The 18,136-nt window shown below is 70.6% G+C and carries 22 protein-coding genes and 1 riboswitch; of the genes, 11 read left to right on the top strand and 11 right to left on the bottom strand.

Translation table 11 applies throughout. The annotated features are described in order from the left end of the window. Nucleotide 1: 1 nt before the first annotated feature. Both OHT76_RS06530 and bioB read right to left on the bottom strand, forming a co-directional pair. Complete coding sequence (locus tag OHT76_RS06530) at nucleotides 2–1,282, bottom strand: adenosylmethionine--8-amino-7-oxononanoate transaminase (protein WP_328869796.1); 1,281 nt, start codon at nucleotides 1,280–1,282, stop codon at nucleotides 2–4. Beyond that, the gene (gene bioB / locus OHT76_RS06525) at nucleotides 1,275–2,414 is read right to left on the bottom strand and encodes a biotin synthase BioB (RefSeq protein ID WP_328869795.1); all 1,140 of its coding nucleotides are present in this window, start codon (nucleotides 2,412–2,414) and stop codon (nucleotides 1,275–1,277) included. Before bioB ends, OHT76_RS06530 begins: the two co-directional genes overlap by 8 nt. Nucleotides 2,415–2,561: 147 nt before the next feature. Between bioB and OHT76_RS06520 the strand changes: the two genes are divergently transcribed. Beyond that, the gene (locus OHT76_RS06520; protein WP_328869794.1) at nucleotides 2,562–3,689 is read left to right on the top strand and encodes an 8-amino-7-oxononanoate synthase; all 1,128 of its coding nucleotides are present in this window, start codon (nucleotides 2,562–2,564) and stop codon (nucleotides 3,687–3,689) included. An 82-nt stretch (nucleotides 3,690–3,771) separates the two neighbouring features. Here the strand turns inward: OHT76_RS06520 and OHT76_RS06515 are convergent, their stop codons facing one another. After that, nucleotides 3,772–3,999: a DUF397 domain-containing protein gene (locus OHT76_RS06515; RefSeq protein WP_328869793.1), complete on the bottom strand. Its 228-nt coding sequence runs from the start codon at nucleotides 3,997–3,999 to the stop codon at nucleotides 3,772–3,774. A gap of 9 nt (nucleotides 4,000–4,008) precedes the next feature. Further along, the gene (locus OHT76_RS06510) at nucleotides 4,009–4,875 is read right to left on the bottom strand and encodes a helix-turn-helix domain-containing protein (RefSeq protein ID WP_328869792.1); all 867 of its coding nucleotides are present in this window, start codon (nucleotides 4,873–4,875) and stop codon (nucleotides 4,009–4,011) included. A gap of 212 nt (nucleotides 4,876–5,087) precedes the next feature. Between OHT76_RS06510 and OHT76_RS06505 the strand changes: the two genes are divergently transcribed. Continuing rightward, nucleotides 5,088–5,573: an ATP-binding protein gene (locus tag OHT76_RS06505; protein WP_328869791.1), complete on the top strand. Its 486-nt coding sequence runs from the start codon at nucleotides 5,088–5,090 to the stop codon at nucleotides 5,571–5,573. Here OHT76_RS06505 and OHT76_RS06500 read toward each other — a convergent pair. After that, on the bottom strand, nucleotides 5,518–6,441 hold the full coding sequence (locus tag OHT76_RS06500) for a LysR family transcriptional regulator (protein WP_328869790.1): 924 nt from the start codon (nucleotides 6,439–6,441) through the stop codon (nucleotides 5,518–5,520). The two genes, OHT76_RS06505 and OHT76_RS06500, sit on opposite strands and share 56 nt — an antisense overlap. Before the next feature lie 90 nt (nucleotides 6,442–6,531). Between OHT76_RS06500 and OHT76_RS06495 the strand changes: the two genes are divergently transcribed. Then, nucleotides 6,532–7,146, top strand: coding sequence for a LysE family translocator (locus OHT76_RS06495; protein ID WP_328869789.1), 615 nt, complete (start codon nucleotides 6,532–6,534; stop codon nucleotides 7,144–7,146). Nucleotides 7,147–7,201: 55 nt separating this feature from the next. Here the strand turns inward: OHT76_RS06495 and OHT76_RS06490 are convergent, their stop codons facing one another. The 3 genes from OHT76_RS06490 to OHT76_RS06480 all read right to left on the bottom strand — a co-directional run bounded on the left by OHT76_RS06490 (nucleotide 7,202) and on the right by OHT76_RS06480 (nucleotide 9,164). Further along, nucleotides 7,202–7,675: a C40 family peptidase gene (locus OHT76_RS06490; RefSeq protein ID WP_328869788.1), complete on the bottom strand. Its 474-nt coding sequence runs from the start codon at nucleotides 7,673–7,675 to the stop codon at nucleotides 7,202–7,204. Nucleotides 7,676–7,678: 3 nt separating this feature from the next. After that, nucleotides 7,679–7,805: riboswitch (cyclic di-AMP (ydaO/yuaA leader) on the bottom strand. Between the two features lie 416 nt (nucleotides 7,806–8,221). Further along, a complete protein-coding gene (locus tag OHT76_RS06485; RefSeq protein WP_328869787.1) occupies nucleotides 8,222–8,530 on the bottom strand; it encodes a hypothetical protein in 309 nt (102 codons plus the stop codon). A 7-nt stretch (nucleotides 8,531–8,537) separates the two neighbouring features. Further along, the gene (locus OHT76_RS06480; RefSeq protein ID WP_328869786.1) at nucleotides 8,538–9,164 is read right to left on the bottom strand and encodes an ATP-dependent Clp protease proteolytic subunit; all 627 of its coding nucleotides are present in this window, start codon (nucleotides 9,162–9,164) and stop codon (nucleotides 8,538–8,540) included. A gap of 97 nt (nucleotides 9,165–9,261) precedes the next feature. On the opposite strand from OHT76_RS06480, the gene OHT76_RS06475 reads away from it, so the two are divergent. Next, nucleotides 9,262–9,549, top strand: a complete 288-nt coding sequence (locus OHT76_RS06475; protein WP_328869785.1) for a type II toxin-antitoxin system Phd/YefM family antitoxin — start codon at nucleotides 9,262–9,264, stop codon at nucleotides 9,547–9,549. On the opposite strand, the gene OHT76_RS06470 is transcribed toward OHT76_RS06475, so the two are convergent. Beyond that, nucleotides 9,546–10,511 (bottom strand): ABC transporter permease, encoded by a 966-nt coding sequence (locus tag OHT76_RS06470; protein ID WP_328869784.1) that lies wholly within the window; start codon nucleotides 10,509–10,511, stop codon nucleotides 9,546–9,548. The genes OHT76_RS06475 and OHT76_RS06470 overlap by 4 nt on opposite strands. Before the next feature lie 138 nt (nucleotides 10,512–10,649). Here OHT76_RS06470 and OHT76_RS06465 point away from each other — a divergent pair, with 138 nt between their 5' ends. The 7 genes from OHT76_RS06465 (at nucleotide 10,650) to OHT76_RS06435 (ending at nucleotide 16,022) form a co-directional block, all read left to right on the top strand. Beyond that, complete coding sequence (locus tag OHT76_RS06465; protein WP_328869783.1) at nucleotides 10,650–11,279, top strand: TetR/AcrR family transcriptional regulator; 630 nt, start codon at nucleotides 10,650–10,652, stop codon at nucleotides 11,277–11,279. A gap of 130 nt (nucleotides 11,280–11,409) precedes the next feature. Further along, entirely contained in the window at nucleotides 11,410–11,712 is a 303-nt protein-coding gene (locus OHT76_RS06460) for an urease subunit gamma (protein ID WP_328869782.1), read from the top strand. Nucleotides 11,713–11,723: 11 nt separating this feature from the next. Next, nucleotides 11,724–12,035 (top strand): urease subunit beta, encoded by a 312-nt coding sequence (locus OHT76_RS06455; protein WP_328869781.1) that lies wholly within the window; start codon nucleotides 11,724–11,726, stop codon nucleotides 12,033–12,035. Beyond that, nucleotides 12,028–13,749, top strand: coding sequence for an urease subunit alpha (locus OHT76_RS06450; protein WP_328869780.1), 1,722 nt, complete (start codon nucleotides 12,028–12,030; stop codon nucleotides 13,747–13,749). Before OHT76_RS06455 ends, OHT76_RS06450 begins: the two co-directional genes overlap by 8 nt. Beyond that, nucleotides 13,749–14,423, top strand: a complete 675-nt coding sequence (locus OHT76_RS06445) for an urease accessory protein UreF (RefSeq protein WP_328869779.1) — start codon at nucleotides 13,749–13,751, stop codon at nucleotides 14,421–14,423. The genes OHT76_RS06450 and OHT76_RS06445 overlap by 1 nt, the downstream gene beginning before the upstream one ends. A gap of 160 nt (nucleotides 14,424–14,583) precedes the next feature. Then, nucleotides 14,584–15,264, top strand: a complete 681-nt coding sequence (ureG, locus tag OHT76_RS06440) for an urease accessory protein UreG (RefSeq protein ID WP_328869778.1) — start codon at nucleotides 14,584–14,586, stop codon at nucleotides 15,262–15,264. Then, a complete protein-coding gene (locus OHT76_RS06435; RefSeq protein WP_328869777.1) occupies nucleotides 15,261–16,022 on the top strand; it encodes an urease accessory protein UreD in 762 nt (253 codons plus the stop codon). The genes ureG and OHT76_RS06435 overlap by 4 nt, the downstream gene beginning before the upstream one ends. A 1-nt stretch (nucleotide 16,023) precedes the next feature. Here the strand turns inward: OHT76_RS06435 and OHT76_RS06430 are convergent, their stop codons facing one another. Then, the gene (locus OHT76_RS06430; RefSeq protein WP_328869776.1) at nucleotides 16,024–16,749 is read right to left on the bottom strand and encodes a lysophospholipid acyltransferase family protein; all 726 of its coding nucleotides are present in this window, start codon (nucleotides 16,747–16,749) and stop codon (nucleotides 16,024–16,026) included. A gap of 157 nt (nucleotides 16,750–16,906) precedes the next feature. Next, on the bottom strand, nucleotides 16,907–18,136 hold the full coding sequence (locus tag OHT76_RS06425; RefSeq protein WP_328869775.1) for a PP2C family protein-serine/threonine phosphatase: 1,230 nt from the start codon (nucleotides 18,134–18,136) through the stop codon (nucleotides 16,907–16,909).

Below are 18,136 nucleotides of genomic sequence, written 5' to 3'. Positions count from 1 at the left end.
CTCAGCCCTCCCGAGCCGCCGCGCACACCGCACGCGTGATCCGCGCCAGGTCGGCGTCGCCCGTGACATACGGCGGCATCGTGTAGATCAGATCGCGGAACGGCCGCAGCCACACGCCCTCGCGCACGGCGGCAGCCGTCGCCGCCTCCATGTCCACCGGGTGGTCCAGCTGGACGACGCCGATGGCGCCGAGAACCCGGACGTCACGGACGCCCGGCAGCGCAGCGGCCTCGGTCAGCCCCTCCCGCAGTCCCGCCTCGATGCGCTTGACCTCCGCGAGCCAGTCCTGGCCGAGCAGCAGCTCGATCGAGGCGCAGGCCACCGAGGCGGCGAGCGGATTGCCCATGAATGTCGGACCGTGCGCGAGCACCGGCACCTCGCCCCGCGAGATCCCGTCGGCCACCCGCGAGGTGCACAAGGTGGCGGCCATCGTCATGTATCCGCCGGTCAGCGCCTTGCCGACACACATCACGTCCGGCGTCACCGCCGCGTGGTCCGCGGCGAACAGGGCGCCGGTGCGCCCGAACCCGGTCGCGATCTCGTCGAACACCAGCAGCACGCCGTGCGCGTCGCACGCCTCGCGCAGCACCCGCAGATACGCGGGGGAGTGGAACCGCATCCCGCCCGCGCCCTGCACCACCGGCTCGACGATCACCGCGGCCAGTTCATCGGCGTGCCGCTCGATCACCGAGCGCAGCTCGTCCGCGTACGACTCCTCGTAGGCGGCCGGCGGAGGCCCGACGAAGACCTGGCGCTGGAGCACGCCGGTCCACAGTTCGTGCATCCCGCCCTCGGGATCGCACACCGACATCGGCTGCCAGGTGTCCCCGTGGTAGCCGCCCCGCCAGGTCAACAGGCGCTGTTTCGAAGGGCGGCCGAGCGAGCGCCAGTACTGCAGACACATCTTGACCGCGACCTCGACCGACACCGACCCGGAATCGGCGAGGAACACATGCTCCAGACCGTCGGGCGACATGTCGACAAGGTGCTTCGCGAGGCGTACGGCGGGCTCGTGCGTGAGCCCGCCGAACATCACATGGCTCATCCGGCCGAGCTGCTCGCGCGCCGCCTCGTTGAGCACCGGGTGGTTGTAGCCGTGGATGGCCGACCACCAGGACGACATCCCGTCGACGAGCTCGCCGGAACCGTCCGCGAGACGCAGCCGCACCCCGCTCGCCGACTCCACGACCAGCGGCTCCTGTCGGCCCGGCATGGGACCGTACGGATGCCACACATGCTTCCGGTCGAGGTCCAGCAGCTCGGGCACGCTCAGGTCAGGCATTGGGCGCGAGGTCCGTTCCGGCGCCCCGGCGGCGGACGGCGACGAGGTCGGTGCGGACCTCGCCGGGCTCGGACTGCTCGGCGGAACCACATACCCCGCCACCTTCGTGGGAGCCGCAGCCACCACCCGCCCGGTGCTCCGGCAGCGTCACCTCGTCGGCGCCCTCGATCTCGAACCCGGCGTCCGCGATCATGTCCAGGTCGGCCTTGCCGGCCTGGCCCTCACTGGTGAGGTAGTCGCCGAGGAAGATCGAGTTCGCCAGGTGCAGCGCAAGGGGCTGCATCGAGCGCAGGTGCACCTCACGGCCGCCGGCGATGCGCACCTCGACGTCCGGGCAGACGAACCGCACCATCGCCAGGATCCGCAGACAGCGCTGCGGGGTGAGGTGCCACTCCTTGGCCAGCGGGGTGCCCTCGAACGGGATCAGGAAGTTGACCGGCACCGAGTCCGGGTCCAGCTCGCGCAGCGAGAAGACGACGTCCACCAGGTCCTCGTCGCTCTCGCCCATGCCCGCGATCAGACCGGAACAGGCGGACAGACCGGCCGCGTGCGCCTTCTGCACGGTGTCGACACGGTCGGCGTAGGTGTGGGTGGTGGTGATGTCGCCGTAGGTGGCCTCGGAGGTGTTGAGGTTGTGGTTGTAGGCGTCGGCGCCCGCCTCGCGCAGTCGCTCGGCCTGGCCGTCGGAGAGCAGCCCGAGGCAGGCGCACACCTCGACGCCCTCGTTCTCGTCCTTGATCGCCTTGATGGTGTCCGAGACCCGGTCCACATCACGGTCGGTCGGGCCGCGCCCGCTGGCCACCAGGCAGACGCGCTTGGCGCCGCCCGCGAGCCCCGCGGCCGCCGCCTTCGACGCCTCGTCGGGCTTGAGCCAGGTGTACTTCAGGATCCCGGCGGTCGAGCCGAGCCGCTGCGAGCAGTAGGAGCAGTCCTCCGGACACAAGCCGGACTTGAGGTTGACGAGGTAGTTCAGTTTCACCCGACGGCCGAACCAGTGCCGGCGCACCTTGCCGGCCGCGGCCACCACATCGAGCAGGTCGTCATCGGAGGTCGCGAGGACGGCCAGGGCCTCCTCGCGGGTCGGCAGCTCGCGCCGCAGCCCCTTGTCCAGCAGCGTGTTCAGCAGGTCCATGAGAGCTGATCCTGTCCTAAGGAGTGGTCCCCGGCCAAGGAGAGTTCGTACAACTCGGGCGCTTCGACGTGTGGGTATTGCCACACCCTGGGTGCCTGGTCGTCCCGCTAGTGTCTGTGCGCTGCCTACAAAATCCCCGGAGGACCCATGGCGTTCGGCTGGATCGACGAGCAGGCGGAGCTGCGCCGCCGCGCCGGACTCGTACGGACGCTGCGCCCTCGCCCCGCCGACTCGCCGCTGCTGGATCTGGCCAGCAATGACTATCTGGGCCTGGCCCACCATCCGGAGGTCACCGAGGGCGCGGCCCGGGCGGCGCGGACCTGGGGCGGCGGCGCGACGGGCTCCCGGCTCGTCACCGGTACGACGGAGCTGCACGGCGAGCTGGAGCGGGAGCTGGCGGACTTCTGCGGCTTCGAGGCGGCGCTGGTCTTCTCCTCCGGCTACGCCGCCAACCTCGCCGCGGTCACCGCGCTGGGGCCGCACGGCTCACTGATCGTCTCCGACGCGGGCAACCATGCCTCGCTGATCGACGGCTGCCGGCTGGCCCGCGGTACGACCCAGGTGGTCGCGCACGCCGAGCCGGAGGCCGTGCGCAAGGCGCTCCAGACGCATGACGGACCGGCCGTCGCGGTCTCCGACACCGTCTTCTCGGTGGACGGCGACGCCGCCCCGCTGGCCGAGCTGGCGGCGGCCTGCCGGGAGTACGGCGCGGGAGTCGTCGTCGACGACGCGCACGGCCTGGGTGTTCTCGGCGACGGCGGCCGGGGCGCCCCGCACGCGGCGGGGCTCGCGGGCGCCGACGACGTGGTGGTCACGGTGACGCTGTCCAAGTCACTGGGCAGCCAGGGCGGTGCCGTGCTCGGTCCGGCCCGGGTGATCGACCATCTGGTCAACGCCGCACGGACGTTCATCTTCGACACCGGTCTGGCGCCCGCCGCGACCGGTGCCGCCCTCTCGGCCCTGCGGCTGTTGCGCCGGGAACCGGAGCGGGCGGCCCGGGCGCGTGCGGTGGCAGGCGAACTGCACGCCCGCCTGACGGCCGCGGGCCATCAGGCGGTGCGTCCGGACGCGGCGGTCGTCTCCGTGCGCGCGCCCTCCCCGGAGGGGGCCGTGCGCTGGGCGGCGGACTGCCGGGCGGCGGGCCTCGCCGTGGGCTGTTTCCGTCCTCCTTCCGTGCCCGACGGCATCTCACGGCTGCGGCTGACCGCCCGCGCGGACCTCACGGACGGGCAGATCGAACGCGCTGTACGGGTCATCGGCGAGACACGACCATGAGTCGGCGTGACACGGCCCTGCCGGCGCGGCTGGCGAACTGATCGATACTGAACGGAAGTTGATCGGAACTTGATCAGAACGGTCAGGATTGGATCGCGGCCGTGAAGTCCGCCCAGCTCTCGGGGGAGAAGAGCAGCGCGGGCCCGGCCGGGGCCTTGGAGTCGCGTACGGCGAGCAGTCCGGCCCAGGGACCGGTCAGCGGCCGAGCGGTCTCCACGCAGTTGTTCGCGCCCGTGCTGTAGCTGCTGCGCAGCCAGCGCACGTCATGCAGTTCGGTACTGGAAGGTACGTTCCGAGGCAGTGCAGACATGGTGCCTCCTTACGCGCCGTCAGCTATCCCGGCGATGTAGTCCAACGATTCCTCGGGCGAAAGGGCGTGGAACTGAAGGGTGGCGAAGGCCTCCGTGTACGCCTGGAGGTCTTCTTTCCGTTCGAGGTAGAGGCTACTCGTCAAGTGGTCGAGAACAACCACATCCAGATCAGAAGTGCGCGAAAATGAGAAGATAACGAAAGGTCCGGTGATGCCGACGTGCGCCCCGGCCGTGAACGGCAGGACCTGCAACCGCACTTGCGGCAACCGCCCCGCCTCCACCAGCCGCCACAGCTGTCGGGCCATCACCCCCGGACCACCGATCCTGCGCCGCAGCACCGCCTCGTCCAGCACGGCGCTCAGCTCCAGCGGCGGTTCGCCGCGCAGCACGTCCTGGCGGGCCAGGCGCACCTCGACCAGCGCATCAAGGCGTTCGTCCGTCTCGTCCAGGCCGCCCACCGCGGCCCGGGTCACCGCCCGCGCGTACTCGGGCGTCTGCAACAGCCCCGGCACCACGGAGGTCTCCAGCGTGCTCATCGCGCTCGCCTGGGACTCCAGGCTGATGAAGTCCCGGTAGGTCGGCGGCAGCACCCCGCGATACGCGTGCCACCAGTGGTGCCGGCCGGCACCGACGTCGGACCCCGCCAACACCAGCAGCAACTCCCGTAGTTGGGAGTCGGCGATGCCGTAGGCGTCGAGCAGTAACCGCACATCGGCCGGTTTCACCCCGCTGGCGCCGGTTTCGATCCGGCTCACCTTCGACTGGTGCCAGCCCACCAGACGCGCCGCCTCACCACTGGTGAGCCCCGCACCGGTGCGCAACGCACGCAGTTCGGCGCCCAGCTTTCGGCGGCGTACTGCGGGACCGTGCTGCATGCGCTACTCCTTACTCCAACCGGGCCGCCCAAATACGGTCTCGCGTAGCAGAGTTCACCGCTTTGAGCGACAGATATATGCATATCTTGGTGGATCGCCACCGTGACCGGCGCGGTAATGGCAGTCTGGCGACGAAGCACCAGTCCGGGACCGTACTCGAACCATCCGCTCCGTGTCGGACTGCGGTCCCGTGGGAAAGGGACGACGTCGCCATGGCAGACCATCTGGAAGCATCCGTCACTCTGCCGAGCGATCCCGCCTCGGTCTCCGCGGCCCGGGGCTATGTGGTCAGCACCCTCGTGGAATGGGGGCTGCCCGCGGAGACGGACGAGGCCGACACCATCCGGCTCATCGTCTCCGAACTCGCCACCAACGCCGTACAGCACACCCTCGGCCAGTCACCCACCTTCACGGTGGACATCGAGCTCCACCATGACGAACAACTGCGCATCGGGGTCACCGACAGCCACCCGCGGTTCCCCAAACGCCTGCCCGCCGCCGTCCAGCAGGACAACGGCAGGGGCCTGGTGATCATCCGCTGGTTGACCGCCGAGTGCGGCGGCAGACTCAGAGTCAGGCCCACCCGCGAGGGCGGCAAGACGGTCTCCATCGAACTGCCCTGGACCGTACCGGCCCGCCCGGTCACCACCGTGGTCCAGCAGGAGCCTTGGCAAACGCCCCCCGCAGCAACGCCCTGAAGGCGTCCACAGCAGGCGCCGCCCCCTCCGACCGCCGGGCGACCGAGATCGTACGGCGCAACTCGCCCCCTTCCAGCGCCCGCATCCCCACCGGCGTGACCGCCGTCCGCGCCACCATCTCCGGTACGACACCGACCCCGAGCCCCGCACTGACCAGCGCGCACACCAGCGCGTACACCGGGGTCTCCACCAGCACCGACGGCGTGGCCCCGGCCCGGGCCAGTACCGCCTCCACCCCCTGCCGGGCCGGATGATCCGGCGCCATGCTGATCAGTGGCTGCCCGGCGAGCTCGCTCAGCGGGAGCCGCGAGGTCCCCTCGGCCAGGGCATGCCCGGGGGCGGTCACCAGGACCAGCTCCTCCACCAGCACCGGCTCCAGCGTGACGGAGGCCGGCACCGCCACCGCTTCCGCCGGCTCGTAGGTGTGCGTCAGCGCCAGATCGATCTCCCCGGCGGCCACCGCGGCGACCCCGGCGGGCGGTTCGTGGTTGGCGACGGTCAGCTCCACATCCGGGTGGGCCCGGCGGAACGCGCTGAGCACCGGCGGCAGCAGATGGACGCCCGCGGTCTGGAAGGTGCCGAGCCGGAGCGTGCCCCCGGACAGACCGGTGAGGCGGGCCAGTTCATGCCGGGCGCGGTCCAGTTCGTCCAGCACCCGGCGGGCCCGCGTCACCAGCAGCTCGCCCGCGCCGGTGAGCCGGGCGCCGCGATGGTGCCGGACGAGCAGGGGTGTGCCCGCCTCCCGCTCCAGCTTCGCCAGCTGCTGGGAGAGTGCGGGAGCGGTGTAGCCGAGCCGCTCGGCGGCCCGGGTGATCGAACCGGCCTCGGCGACCGCGACGAGCGCCGCGAGCCGGGTGGGGTCGTACATGGTCCTGGCACCTGCCTAAAGCATTGCTTAAGGGAGACCCAGGATATTCGAAATACCTGCTGAAGGCTCAGTCGCGGCAGGCTGGCTGCCATGGATGGACAGCTCCTCGCCTTCACCGGGGTCGCCGCCGGCATGGTCGCCATGCCCGGGGCCGACTTCACCGTCGTCGTACGCAACGCCCTCGTCTCGCGCCGGGCCGGGATCGCCTGCGCCCTGGGCGTCGCGGGCGGGCTGCTGCTGCACACGGCGCTGGCGGTCGCGGGGGTCGCCGCGGTCCTGGCCGCGGTGCCTGCACTGTTCCGGACGCTCCAACTGCTGGGTGGCGCCTATGTGTTGTACCTGGGTATACGGACTCTGCTGGCCCTGCGCCGACCGCGGACGGCCGCTGTCGAGGAGGCGGCGACGGCCGCGCGTCCGCTGCGGCAGGGGTTCGTCACCAACGCCCTCAATCCCAAGGCGCCGATCACCTTCCTCAGTCTGCTGCCGCAGTTCGTGCCCGCCGGCGCACCCGCGCTGCCGCGCACGCTGCTCCTGGCGCTGATCGTGGTGGTGCTCGCCCTGCTGTGGTTCCCGGCCGTGGCACTGCTCGTGGACCGGCTCGGCCGCCGGCTGCGCCGACCGCGCGCCGCCCGGCTCGTCGAGACCGTCACCGGCACCGCGCTGACGGCCCTGGGCGCGCTGCTGCTGCTCGAGGCGGCGGCCTGAGCACCCGTCAGGGCGGCGGCGTGTCAGGGACGCCGCCGCCCGTCGGGGCAGCCGGTCAGCTCACCCGGCCGTACCAGACGCTCTTGGTCCAGATCTTCTGCAGCCTCACCACGTCCCCGGACTTCGGGGCGTGCCAGATCTTCCCCTTCCCGGCGTAGATGCCGACGTGGTAGACGTTCGACCCCGAGTGGAAGAACACGAGGTCGCCCGCCTTGCGGCTCTTGGCGGAGATGTGGCGCGACTTGTTGTACTGCTGGGCCGCCGTACGAGGCAGCTTCTTGCCCGCCTTCTTGTACGAGTACAGCGTGAGCCCGGAGCAGTCGAAGCGGTGCGGTCCGACAGCCCCCCACTTGTACGGGGAGCCCTGCTTGGAGGCCGCGACCTGGAGTGCCTTCGTCGCCGGTGTGGCCGCCTCCGCTTCGGCGGAGAGGCCAGGGGCCACGATCGAGCCGCCCACGGCGGCGATGGTGAGAGCCGAGGCCGTACCGGCCCGGGCCATCAGCGACGGGACACGATTGAGCGCAGTCATGCGCAACCCTTCGTCAGCCGCCTGTGAAGGATGACCTGTCGGATTCGGGCTGGCGAAGTTGCCCGGCCGCTGACGCGGCTTCACCCCAAGGGCTGCTCGGCACGGACTTCCGTGCCGGCGACCCGTCGTGCTCGGGTCCTCCACTCCTGCCGATCCACTCCTGTCGACCGGTCATCCGGGCGGCGGCAGGACTCGGCGTCCGCCCGGACCGCCCCGCCGCTGTGGCGGGGGCTTGTCGTCAGACAGGGATCTTGGCTCACGGATGTCCGAAAATCCCAACGGAACCGGGGATTTGTGGCGTTACTCACCACTCACCCGTTCGGGTGGACGCTGCTCCGTTCGAACTAGCGTCGAGGCGCCGGGGGATGCCCGGACCAGCATCGGAACGTCTGTTTCGGTTCTGAGGCTACGCGCGTTGCGCAACCCTGACGGGCCGGCAAAAGGAGACACGGCTACGCCGAAAGGGGGTACCTCGTTTGGTCCGTTTCAACTCCGGCCCGGACGCCTCGTCGCCACCGCGAGATGTCCGGACCGGGCCCACGTGCGTCAACTGTCCGAGCGCGGCGGCACCGTGACACGAGCCGTGCGGCGTTCGCCGTCCAGCACACGCAGCGCACGCGCCAGCGTGGGGGCGTGCACCTCGGTCTCGCCCCGCTGGTGCATGAGCGCCAGTGCGTCCCGCAGTTCGGCCGCCTTGGTGACCAACGCCTGGGCGGCGCGCAGCCCGCGGTAGGTGTCGCCGTGGTGCGCGGGGTTGATCCGCCCGAGCAGATCGACCACATCGAGGTAACGGTCGATCAACTCGCCCTCGGCGCGCGTCAGGGCGGGCAGGGGCGGCAGCTCCGGTGGCAGCATCCGCGGGTCACCTCATGGCCTTGCGGCTCGGGATGAGGGCGTCCACCAGGCCGTACTCCATGGCCGCCCGGGCGTCGAGCACCTTGTCCCGCTCGATGTCCGCGCGCACTTGCTCGGGGTCGCGCCCGGTGTGCCGTACGAGCATCTCCTCCAGGCGGGCCCGAATGCGCGTCAACTCCTCGGCCTGGATGGCCAGATCGCTGGCCTGGCCCTCGATCGGCTCGGGCAGCGAGGGCTGGCTGAGCACCACGCGTGCACCCGGCAGGGCGAACCGCTTGCCCGGCGTGCCCGCGGCCACCAGCACGGCGGCGGTCGGTCCGGCCTGGCCGAGCAGGATCGTCTCCACGTCACAGGTGACGTACCGCATCGTGTCGTAGATCGCGGACATGGCGCTGAACGGGCCGCCGGGGGAGTTGACGTACAGCGAGATGTCCCGGTCGGGGGACTGGTGCTCCAGGTACATGAACTGCGCCATCACGTCGTTGGCCGCGGTGTCGTCCACCTGCGTCCCGAGAAAGACGATCCGCTCCTCCAGGAGCTTGGAGTACGGATCCAGCGTCCGGGTTCCGGAGCTGGTGCGTTCGGTGAACTCGGGCAGGACATGGCGGGCGGACGGTGTGGACGGTCGGGTCATGGGGACCCCCTCCTCGCGGCAGAGCTGTCTCTCCGGGCTGTCTCCCAGCTGTCTCTGTAAAAAATGTACAGGACGTACATGACGTTATGATGGGTCCATGGCCTACGAGATTCCGGTGACGCAAGCCAGGGCTGAGCTCGCCGACCTGATCAACCGGGTGGTCTACGGCGGTGAGCGCGTCGTCGTGACACGCCACGGCAAGCCCCTCGTCGCCCTTGTGTCCGCCGCTGACCTCGAACGGCTCGAACAGCTCGCGGATCCCGCCGATGTTCCGGAGGAGCAGGTGATCAGCGCGGTTTCCAGCGTCCGTGAGGTCGCTTCGGCCCCCCGCGAACGCCGGCGCTTCGGAATCGCCGCCGAGCACAGGGGGCCGGGCGCTTCCTAGGAGACCTCGGCGAGTTCCCGCTCGGGTGCTGGTTCACTCGCCTTCCGCTGCTTCAGCAGGGCGCCGAGCATGACGGCGCCCAGGCCCAGCGCCGCCCACCAGGTGAGGGTCAGGGCGGGGCCGGTCGCCGCGGCACCGTCGAAGAAGGCCGTCGAGCGCAGCGCACTGGCGCCCGCGCCCGGCGGCAGCCACTGCCCGATCGCGCCGACCGGCTCGGGCAGCATCTCCGGCGCCGAGGCCGCCCCGGAGAAGGGGTTGCCGAACAGCATGACCAGGCCCGAGGTGATCCCGATCCCGGCGGGCCCGAGCAGGGCCGCCATACCGGCGACGGCAGCGCTCACCGCAAGCGTCGCCAGCCCGAACACCCCTGCGTTCGCCCACCAGTTGCCGCCGATGACCTCCAGCCAGCTGTGCGCCACGGCGGTGGCGGCAACGCCCACCAGCGCGGCGGAACCGACCAGGGCCGCCGCCGCCCGGGCGCCGCGCAGCCCGAGGAGGGTCACCACCGCACCGGCCGCGATACCGGCCAGGGCGAGCGGCAGCACGCTCGCGGTCAGGGCCGCGCCCCGCGGATCGTGCTCGGACGCGGGCACCACGTCGACGGTCGCGTCGGCCTGCCGCCCCATCTGTTCCTGGAGCAACTGGGCCACGACGGGGCTCGCCGCGGAGGCGGTGAGCAGCTCGGTGCCCTCGGGGGTGACGACGATCGCGCCGTATACGGACCGGTCCTCGACGGCGTCGCGGGCGGCGGCCTCGTCGGCGTAGCGGTGGATCTCGAACGCTCCCTCGTGCCGGCCGAGTCGTTCCTCCAGCTGAGCCGTGGCGGTGGCCGGCCCTGCCACGCCGAGCGGCAGGTCGCGGGGTGCGCTGCGGGCGGCGGGCCAGGCGAAGGCCCACAGGGCGAGGGCCGCGAGGAGCGGGACGAGGACGACGACCGCTATCAGTCGGCGGCGGGTGGACATGACTTCCCCTTGCGTGTGCGGTGGCGCTTTGCGTGTGTGGGATTTAAAGAGAACGATCATTCGTTTTAGGTGTGACACCACCGTCCCGCTCGCCCCGCGCCCTTGTCAAGAAGGAACGTTCGTTTTACATTCCTCACCATGGCCCGCGTATCCCAGGAACACCTCGACGCCCGCCGCCGCCAGATCCTGGAAGGCGCCGCCCGCTGCTTCGCCCGCAACGGCTTCCATGCCACCTCCATGCAGGACGTGCTGAAGGAGGTCGACCTCTCGGCCGGAGCGGTTTACCGCTACTTCAGCGGCAAGGACGAGCTGATCGCCGCGATCGTCAAGGGCGTCCTCGCCGAGATCCGCGCGGCGTTCGAGGAGGTCACCCGGCAGAGCCCGCCCCCGACACCGGACGTGCTGGTCGGCGAGGTGCTCACCCGCGCGCTCGGCATCTGGGACAGCCTGACCGTCGACGACGAGCCGGCCTTCCCGCGGCTGATCATGCAGGTGTGGGCGGAGACCGTGCGCAATGCGGAACTCGCGTTGGTCATGGACGAGGTCTACGGCGTGGTGACCACGGCCTGGATCCGGGTGGCCCAGGCCTACCAGGACGCCGGGATGATGCGGGCCGACATCCCCGCCGAACATGTCGCCCGCACCATGGTCGCCACCGTGCAGGGCTTCATCGCCCAGCAGTCCCTGTTCGGGCCGGTCCCGGTCGAGGTCCTCCAGAACGGTCTGCGCGCCGTGATGAGCATGGCGGGGCCGCAGTCGCAGGCGTGACCGGATCACAGCTCGGTTAACTTGCTTGAAACTCGGTCCAACTAGCCTCCCTCCACGCCACCAGGGACTTTGCCCGTGGCTGCGGCACCCGGGCCCCGCACGGTCCGGAGCGAGGACTGTGAGGTGGGACGTGCAACTGACCCCGCACGAGCAAGAGAGGCTGCTGATCCATGTGGCGGCCGATGTCGCCGAGAAGCGCCGGGCCCGTGGGCTGAAGCTCAACCACCCCGAGGCCATCGCGCTCATCACCTCGCACATCCTCGAAGGCGCGCGCGACGGCCGTACGGTCGCCGAGCTCATGGCCTCCGGGCGCAAGCTGCTCACCCGGGACGACGTCATGGACGGCATCCCGGAGATGATCCACGACGTCCAGGTCGAGGCGACCTTCCCCGACGGCACCAAGCTCGTCACCGTCCACGAGCCGATCGTCTGAGGGGTATGTCGATGATTCCCGGAGAGATCCTTTTCGCGGACGAGCCCGTCGTGTTCAACGAGGGCCGTGAGGTCACCCGGCTGACCGTCCTCAACGCCGCCGACCGGCCCGTCCAGGTCGGCTCCCACTACCACTTCGCCGAGGCGAACCCCGGTCTGGACTTCGACCGCGCCGCCGCCCGGGGCAAGCGGCTCAATATCGCCGCCGGCACCGCCGTGCGCTTCGAGCCCGGGATCCCCGTCGACGTCGAACTCGTCCCGCTGGCCGGCGCGCGTGTCGTGCCCGGACTGCGCGGGGAGACCGGAGGTGCCCTCGATGCCTGAGATCTCGCGTGCCGCGTACGCCGACCTGTTCGGCCCGACGACCGGCGACCGGATCCGGCTCGCCGACACCGATCTGCTGGTCGAGATCGAGGAGGACCGCTCCGGCGGCCCCGGACTCGCCGGTGACGAGGCCGTGTTCGGCGGCGGCAAGGTCATCCGCGAATCCATGGGACAGTCGCGTGCTACGCGCGCAGAAGGCACCCCGGACACGGTCATCACCGGTGCGGTCGTGATCGACCACTGGGGGATCGTCAAGGCCGACATCGGCATCCGCGACGGGCGGATCACCGGTATCGGCAAGGCGGGCAACCCCGACACGATGGACGGGGTCCACCCCGATCTCGTCATCGGCCCCGAGACCGAGATCATCGCGGGCAACGGGCGGATCCTCACGGCCGGTGCCATCGACGCGCACGTCCACTTCATCTGCCCGCAGATCGCCGACGAAGCGCTGTCCGCAGGTGTCACCACGCTGATCGGCGGCGGCACCGGGCCCGCCGAGGGCTCCAAGGCGACCACCGTGACGCCGGGGCCGTGGCATCTGGCGCGGATGCTGGAGGCGATGGAGGCCTACCCCCTCAACATCGGCTTCCTCGGCAAGGGCAACACCGTCTCGCACGAGGCGATGCTGTCGCAGATCCGCGGGGGCGCGATGGGGCTGAAGCTGCACGAGGACTGGGGGTCCACGCCCGCCGTCATCGATGCCTCGCTGACCGTCGCCGATCGCACCGGCATCCAAGTCGCCATTCACACCGACACGTTGAACGAGGCCGGGTTCGTCGGTGACACCCTCGCGGCCATCGGCGGGCGCGGCATTCACGCGTACCACACCGAAGGTGCGGGCGGCGGGCACGCGCCCGACATCATGACCGTGGTCTCCGAACCGCATGTGCTGCCCAGCTCCACCAACCCGACGCGGCCCTACACCGTCAACACCGCCGAGGAACACCTCGACATGCTGATGGTCTGCCACCACCTGAATCCGGCCGTGCCCGAGGATCTCGCCTTCGCCGAGTCCCGGATCCGGCCCTCCACGATCGGCGCCGAGGACATACTGCACGACGTGGGCGCCATCTCGATCATCTCCTCCGACGCGCAGGCCATGGGCCGGGTCGGCGAGGTCATCATGCGGACCTGGCAGACCGCGCATGTGATGAAGAGGCGGCGCGGGGCCCTGCCGGGGGACGGGCTCGCGGACAATCTGCGGGCGCGGCGGTACATCGCCAAGTACACGATCAACCCCGCCCTCGCCCAGGGGATCGCGGGCCAGGTCGGGTCCGTGGAGACCGGCAAGCTCGCCGACCTGGTGCTGTGGGAGCCCGCGTTCTTCGGCGTAAAGCCGCACCTCGTCATCAAGGGCGGGCAGATCGCGTACGCGCAGATGGGCGACGCGAACGCGTCGATCCCCACGCCGCAGCCGATCCTTCCGCGGCCGATGTACGGCGCGATCGGGCGGGCGCCTGCCGCCAACTCGGTCAACTTCGTGGCGCCGTTGGCGATCGAGGACGGACTGCCCGAGCGGCTTCAGCTCGGGAAGAGGTTCGTGGGCATCGAGTCCACACGGGGTGTCACCAAAGCCGACATGCGGGAGAACGACGCGCGGCCCGAGGTGCGGGTCGACCCCGACAGCTTCGCCGTGCACATCGACGGGGAGCTCGTCGAGGCGAGCCCCGCCGCCGAACTGCCCATGGCCCAGCGGTACTTCCTCTTCTGATGTCCAGGGCAGCGCTTCTTGTACTGGCCGACGGGCGATTTCCCGCCGGGGGGCATGCGCACTCCGGTGGGGCCGAGGTTGCCGTCAAGGCGGGTCGGGTCACCGGGGCCGCGAGTCTGGAGGACTTCTGTCGAGGGCGGTTGCATACGGCGGGGCGAGTGGCCGCGGCGCTTGCTGCGGCTGCCGCGCTGGGGGTCGACCCGGTTTCGCTGGACTCGGCTGCTGATGCCCGGACTCCGTCCCCTGCATTGCGGGGTGCCGCGCGGAAGTTGGGGCGGCAGCTGATGCGGGCCGCTCGGGCTGTCTGGCCGTCCGGTGAGCTTGACGCTCTGGCTCTTGCGTTTCCCAAGGGGGCGCATCAGCCGGTGGTGTTGGGGGTGGTGGCTCGGGCGGCTGGGCTGGGGCCGGTGGATGCGGCGTACTGCGCGGTGTACGAGAGCGTCAGTGGGCCTGCGTCTGCGACCGTGCGGTTGTTGAGCCTGGATCCGTTCGAGGCTACGGCGGTGTTGGCTCGGTTGGCGCCGGAGATGGACCTTGTGGTGGATCTGGCGGTGGAGGCGGCGCGGCGGGTTGTCGACGAGGGGGTTGATGCGCTGCCCGCTGGGTCCTCGCCCCTGTTGGAGATCGGGGCGGAGGTGCATGCCGGGTGGGCGGTGCGGCTGTTCGCGTCATGAGTTTTTCGCCCCCGACGCCCCTTCCCAATCCCGACCCCTGGGGGCTCCGCCCCCAGACCCCCGTTCGGCCCTGAAGGGGCCTCGTCCTCAAACGCCGGACGGGCTGAAAAAACGCAACCCCCGGACGGGCTGAAGAACGTAAGCAAACGGAGCCGTTTCCATGCATCTTGACCACTCTCACACCCACGCCACCCCCGCCCTCAGCGCCGACGCCCGTCGCCCCGACGGCTCCCGGCGTGCTCTTCGGATCGGGCTCGGTGGGCCCGTGGGGTCTGGGAAGACCGCTACCGTTGCGGCGCTCTGTCGGGCCCTGCGCGACGAGTTGTCCCTCGCGGTCGTTACCAATGACATTTACACGCGGGAGGACGCCGAGTTTCTGCTGCGTGAGGCCGTGTTGCCGCCCGAGCGGATCACCGCCGTCGAGACCGGTGCCTGTCCGCACACCGCCATTCGGGACGACATCTCCGCCAACCTCGAAGCCGTCGAGGATCTCGAGGACGAGGTCGGGCCGTTGCAGCTGATCCTCGTGGAGTCCGGTGGGGACAATCTCACCGCCACCTTCTCCAAGGGGCTCGTGGACGCGCAGATCTTTGTGATCGATGTCGCCGGCGGCGATGACATTCCGCGTAAGGGCGGGCCCGGGGTCACCACCGCCGATCTGCTCGTCGTCAACAAGACCGACCTCGCCCCCTATGTCGGCTCCGATCTCGCCCGCATGGCGGCCGATGCCAAGGCGCAACGTGCCGAACTGCCGGTTGTCTTTCAGTCGTTGCGTTCCGAGGACGGGGTGCGGGACGTCGCCGAGTGGGTGCGTGCGCAGCTCGCCGCGTGGTCGGCGTGATCGTGACCGGAGTCGCCGCCACGGCACGGATCGGTGCTCGCGGCGACGGCAGGGGCGGCACGGCGTTGCCCGTGCTGGAGGGGGACGGGCCCCTCGCACTGCGGCGGACCCGGGGGAGCGGCAGCGAGGCTCGGGCCATGCTCGTCGGGGCGATGAGCGGGCCGCTCGGCGGTGATCGGTTCGCCGTCGAGGCCGATGTGGCGGAGGGGGCCCGGCTGCATGTCGGGTCCGCCGCCGCGACCATCGCCCTGCCGGGACAGGCCAAGGGCGACGCTCGCTACGACGTACGGCTCACCGTGGCCGACGGCGGCGAACTGCGCTGGCTGCCCGAGCAGTTGATCTCCGCCGGTGGCAGCGATCTGTATGTCACCACACATGTCGACCTCGGTGCGACCGCCCGGCTCGTCCTGCGCGAGGAGCAGGTGCTCGGGCGGGTGGGGGAGGAGCCGGGTCGGCTCACCAGTCGGCTCACTGTCCGGATCGCCGGGCGGACGGTCCTCGATCAGGAACTGGCCTGTGGACCCGGGGCACCGGGCGGCTGGGACGGGCCCGCCGGGCTGGCGGGGCATCGCGCGGTCGGGCAACTCGTCGTCGTACGGCCCGAGTTCGCGGACGAGCCGGTGATCGCTCGGTGCCTCGCCGAGAACGCCGTACTGGTTCCCCTGCCCGGGCCGGCCGCGCTCGTGACCGCCGTCGCGCCGGACGCCCGCGTGCTGCGTCAGGTGCTGGACCAGGCGCTCACGGCTGTCGCTCCCTGAATCAGCCCAGCGGGATCTTCGGGAACCTGCGGGACTTGTGCTCGCCCGCCGCGGCCTGCTTCGCCTTGGCGACGGCCGCGTACTCGTCGACGTACTCCTGCTCGGAGAGGGTCAGGATGGCGTACATGATCTCGTCGGTGATGGCGCGCAGGATCGCCTTCTCGTTCTCCATTCCGGCGTAGCGGGAGAAGTCCAGGGGCTTGCCGAAGCGGATGACCACGGGGTGGATGTTGGGGATGACCTTGCCGGGCGGCTGGGCCTCGAAGGTGCCGATCATCGCGCAGGGGATCACCGGCACCCCGGCCTTGAGCGCCATCACCGCGACCCCGACCTTGCCCTTGTACAGACGGCCGTCGTGGGAGCGGGTGCCCTCCGGGTAGATGCCCAGCAACTCGTCCTTGCTCAGCACCCCGAGGCCCTCGCGGATCGCGGCCTGGCCGGCCTCCTTGCCGGAGCGGTCGACCGGGATCTGGCCGGCGCTGCGGAAGAAGAACGCCGTGAGGCGGCCCTTGAGGCCGGGGCCGGTGAAGTACTCGGCCTTGGCCAGGAAGGTGATGCGGCGCTTGAGGATCGCGGGCATCAGGAAGTGGTCCGAGAAGGAGAGATGGTTGCCCGCGACGATGGCCGCTCCGGACGACGGAACGTTCTCCAGACCTTCGGTGCGGGGACGGAAGACCAGTCTCAAAAGGGGGCCCAGCAACACGTACTTGAGCAGGTAGTAGAACAAGGAGTCGCTCCTCTACTCCGGCGGATCGGCTCAACTGCCATGTTCCGGCAGGTCAACCGGCGTGTTGTGGGGGTGCCAGTGTAGGGGGAGGCGGTCGAGGCCGGAACCGTGCCCGGGGCGAGTGGCTCAGACCTTTCCGGTGACCTTGACAGCGCCCTCACAGCCGTACGACCACCAGTGCCGTGTCGTCGGTGGCGCCGCCCGGTGGCAGCAGGTCCAGCAGGACCGCGTCCGCAAGGATCTCGGGGTCGTCGTGGCAGTGGGTGACCAGGGAGTCGGCGAGCCGGGTGAGACCGGCGTAGATGTCCTCCCGTCTGCGCTCGACGAGTCCGTCGGTGTACAGCACGAGCGTGGCGCCCTCGGTGAACCGCGTCTCCGCCTGGGGTCTGGGGACCGGATCGGGGCGGGCGTCCAGCGGCGGGTCGGTGGCCCGGTCGAGGAACTCCACGCGGCCGTCGGCGTGCAGCAGTACGGGCGGTGGGTGGCCCGCGCTGCTGTAGGCGATGGTCCGGTGGTCGAAGTCGACGAATGTGGTGACCGCGGTGGCCGATTCGGCCCCGTCCACGACATGGGCGTACCGGCCGAGGACGTCGAGCGCCTGGGCCGGCCCCTCGGCGACCCGCGAGGCGGCGCTGAGCGCGCTGCGCAGCTGGCCCATGACACCGGCGGCGGCCAGGCCGTGCCCGACCACGTCGCCGACGGACACCCCGATGCGGTTGCCGCCCACCAGTTCGACCATGTCGTACCAGTCCCCGCACACGTTCAGCGCGCCCACCGCGGGCCGGTAGCGCACGGCGGCTGCCTGGTGGCGGACCTGGTGGCGGGCGGGGAGCATCGCCTCCTGGAGGGCCAGCGCCACCTCCCGTTCGCGGGCGTGGGCCTGGCGGAGCTGTTCGTTGAGTTCCTGGAGTTCCCGCGCGCGGGTGTACAGCTCGGCCTCCATGACCCGGGCGCGGCTCCCGGTCGGGCCGCCGCGGGCCCGGATCAGTTCCGTGACCTCCTCGACCCGGTGCACCAGCAGCACGACGTGTCCGTCGGGTCCGAAGACCGGGGCGTTGACCGGGCTCCAGTAGCGCTCCTCCCACTCTCCCGGGCGGTCGGGGTATTCGACGTCGTACCGCTGCAGGGCCATGGTGTCGCGCTCGCCGGTGGCCAGCACCCGGCGCATCGAGGTCTCCACATTGCGCATGCCCTGGGCCGACGGATTGTCGGGGTTCTCCGGGAAGACGTCGAAGATGTGGCGGCCGACCACCTGCTCGCGCTTGCGGCCTGCCGCGCGCAGGAAGTCCTCGTTGACGTCCGCATAGACCAGCTCGGGCGTCAGCAGCGCCACCATGCCGGGCAGGGCCTGGAAGACCGCCGCGTAGTCCATCGCCGTGTCGTTCAT

The sequence above is a fragment of the Streptomyces sp. NBC_00287 genome (assembly GCF_036173105.1).
Lineage (GTDB): Bacteria > Actinomycetota > Actinomycetes > Streptomycetales > Streptomycetaceae > Streptomyces.
This window is presented reverse-complemented; position numbering and strand designations above follow the sequence as displayed.

Excerpts from the sequence above, each read along its gene's own strand:
- OHT76_RS06510 (WP_328869792.1), bottom strand. The coding sequence starts at position 4,875 with ATGCAGCACGGTCCCGCAGTACGCCGCCGAAAGCTGGGCGCCGAACTG.
- OHT76_RS06490 (WP_328869788.1), bottom strand. The coding sequence starts at position 7,675 with ATGACTGCGCTCAATCGTGTCCCGTCGCTGATGGCCCGGGCCGGTACG.
- OHT76_RS06505 (WP_328869791.1), top strand. The coding sequence starts at position 5,088 with ATGGCAGACCATCTGGAAGCATCCGTCACTCTGCCGAGCGATCCCGCC.
- OHT76_RS06500 (WP_328869790.1), bottom strand. The coding sequence starts at position 6,441 with ATGTACGACCCCACCCGGCTCGCGGCGCTCGTCGCGGTCGCCGAGGCC.
- OHT76_RS06445 (WP_328869779.1), top strand. The coding sequence starts at position 13,749 with ATGTCCAGGGCAGCGCTTCTTGTACTGGCCGACGGGCGATTTCCCGCC.
- OHT76_RS06480 (WP_328869786.1), bottom strand. The coding sequence starts at position 9,164 with ATGACCCGACCGTCCACACCGTCCGCCCGCCATGTCCTGCCCGAGTTC.
- OHT76_RS06455 (WP_328869781.1), top strand. The coding sequence starts at position 11,724 with ATGATTCCCGGAGAGATCCTTTTCGCGGACGAGCCCGTCGTGTTCAAC.
- OHT76_RS06475 (WP_328869785.1), top strand. The coding sequence starts at position 9,262 with ATGGCCTACGAGATTCCGGTGACGCAAGCCAGGGCTGAGCTCGCCGAC.
- ureG (WP_328869778.1), top strand. The coding sequence starts at position 14,584 with ATGCATCTTGACCACTCTCACACCCACGCCACCCCCGCCCTCAGCGCC.
- OHT76_RS06495 (WP_328869789.1), top strand. The coding sequence starts at position 6,532 with ATGGATGGACAGCTCCTCGCCTTCACCGGGGTCGCCGCCGGCATGGTC.
- OHT76_RS06425 (WP_328869775.1), bottom strand. The coding sequence starts at position 18,136 with ATGAACGACACGGCGATGGACTACGCGGCGGTCTTCCAGGCCCTGCCC.
- OHT76_RS06530 (WP_328869796.1), bottom strand. The coding sequence starts at position 1,282 with ATGCCTGACCTGAGCGTGCCCGAGCTGCTGGACCTCGACCGGAAGCAT.
- bioB (WP_328869795.1), bottom strand. The coding sequence starts at position 2,414 with ATGGACCTGCTGAACACGCTGCTGGACAAGGGGCTGCGGCGCGAGCTG.
- OHT76_RS06465 (WP_328869783.1), top strand. The coding sequence starts at position 10,650 with ATGGCCCGCGTATCCCAGGAACACCTCGACGCCCGCCGCCGCCAGATC.
- OHT76_RS06470 (WP_328869784.1), bottom strand. The coding sequence starts at position 10,511 with ATGTCCACCCGCCGCCGACTGATAGCGGTCGTCGTCCTCGTCCCGCTC.
- OHT76_RS06485 (WP_328869787.1), bottom strand. The coding sequence starts at position 8,530 with ATGCTGCCACCGGAGCTGCCGCCCCTGCCCGCCCTGACGCGCGCCGAG.
- OHT76_RS06450 (WP_328869780.1), top strand. The coding sequence starts at position 12,028 with ATGCCTGAGATCTCGCGTGCCGCGTACGCCGACCTGTTCGGCCCGACG.
- OHT76_RS06520 (WP_328869794.1), top strand. The coding sequence starts at position 2,562 with ATGGCGTTCGGCTGGATCGACGAGCAGGCGGAGCTGCGCCGCCGCGCC.
- OHT76_RS06515 (WP_328869793.1), bottom strand. The coding sequence starts at position 3,999 with ATGTCTGCACTGCCTCGGAACGTACCTTCCAGTACCGAACTGCATGAC.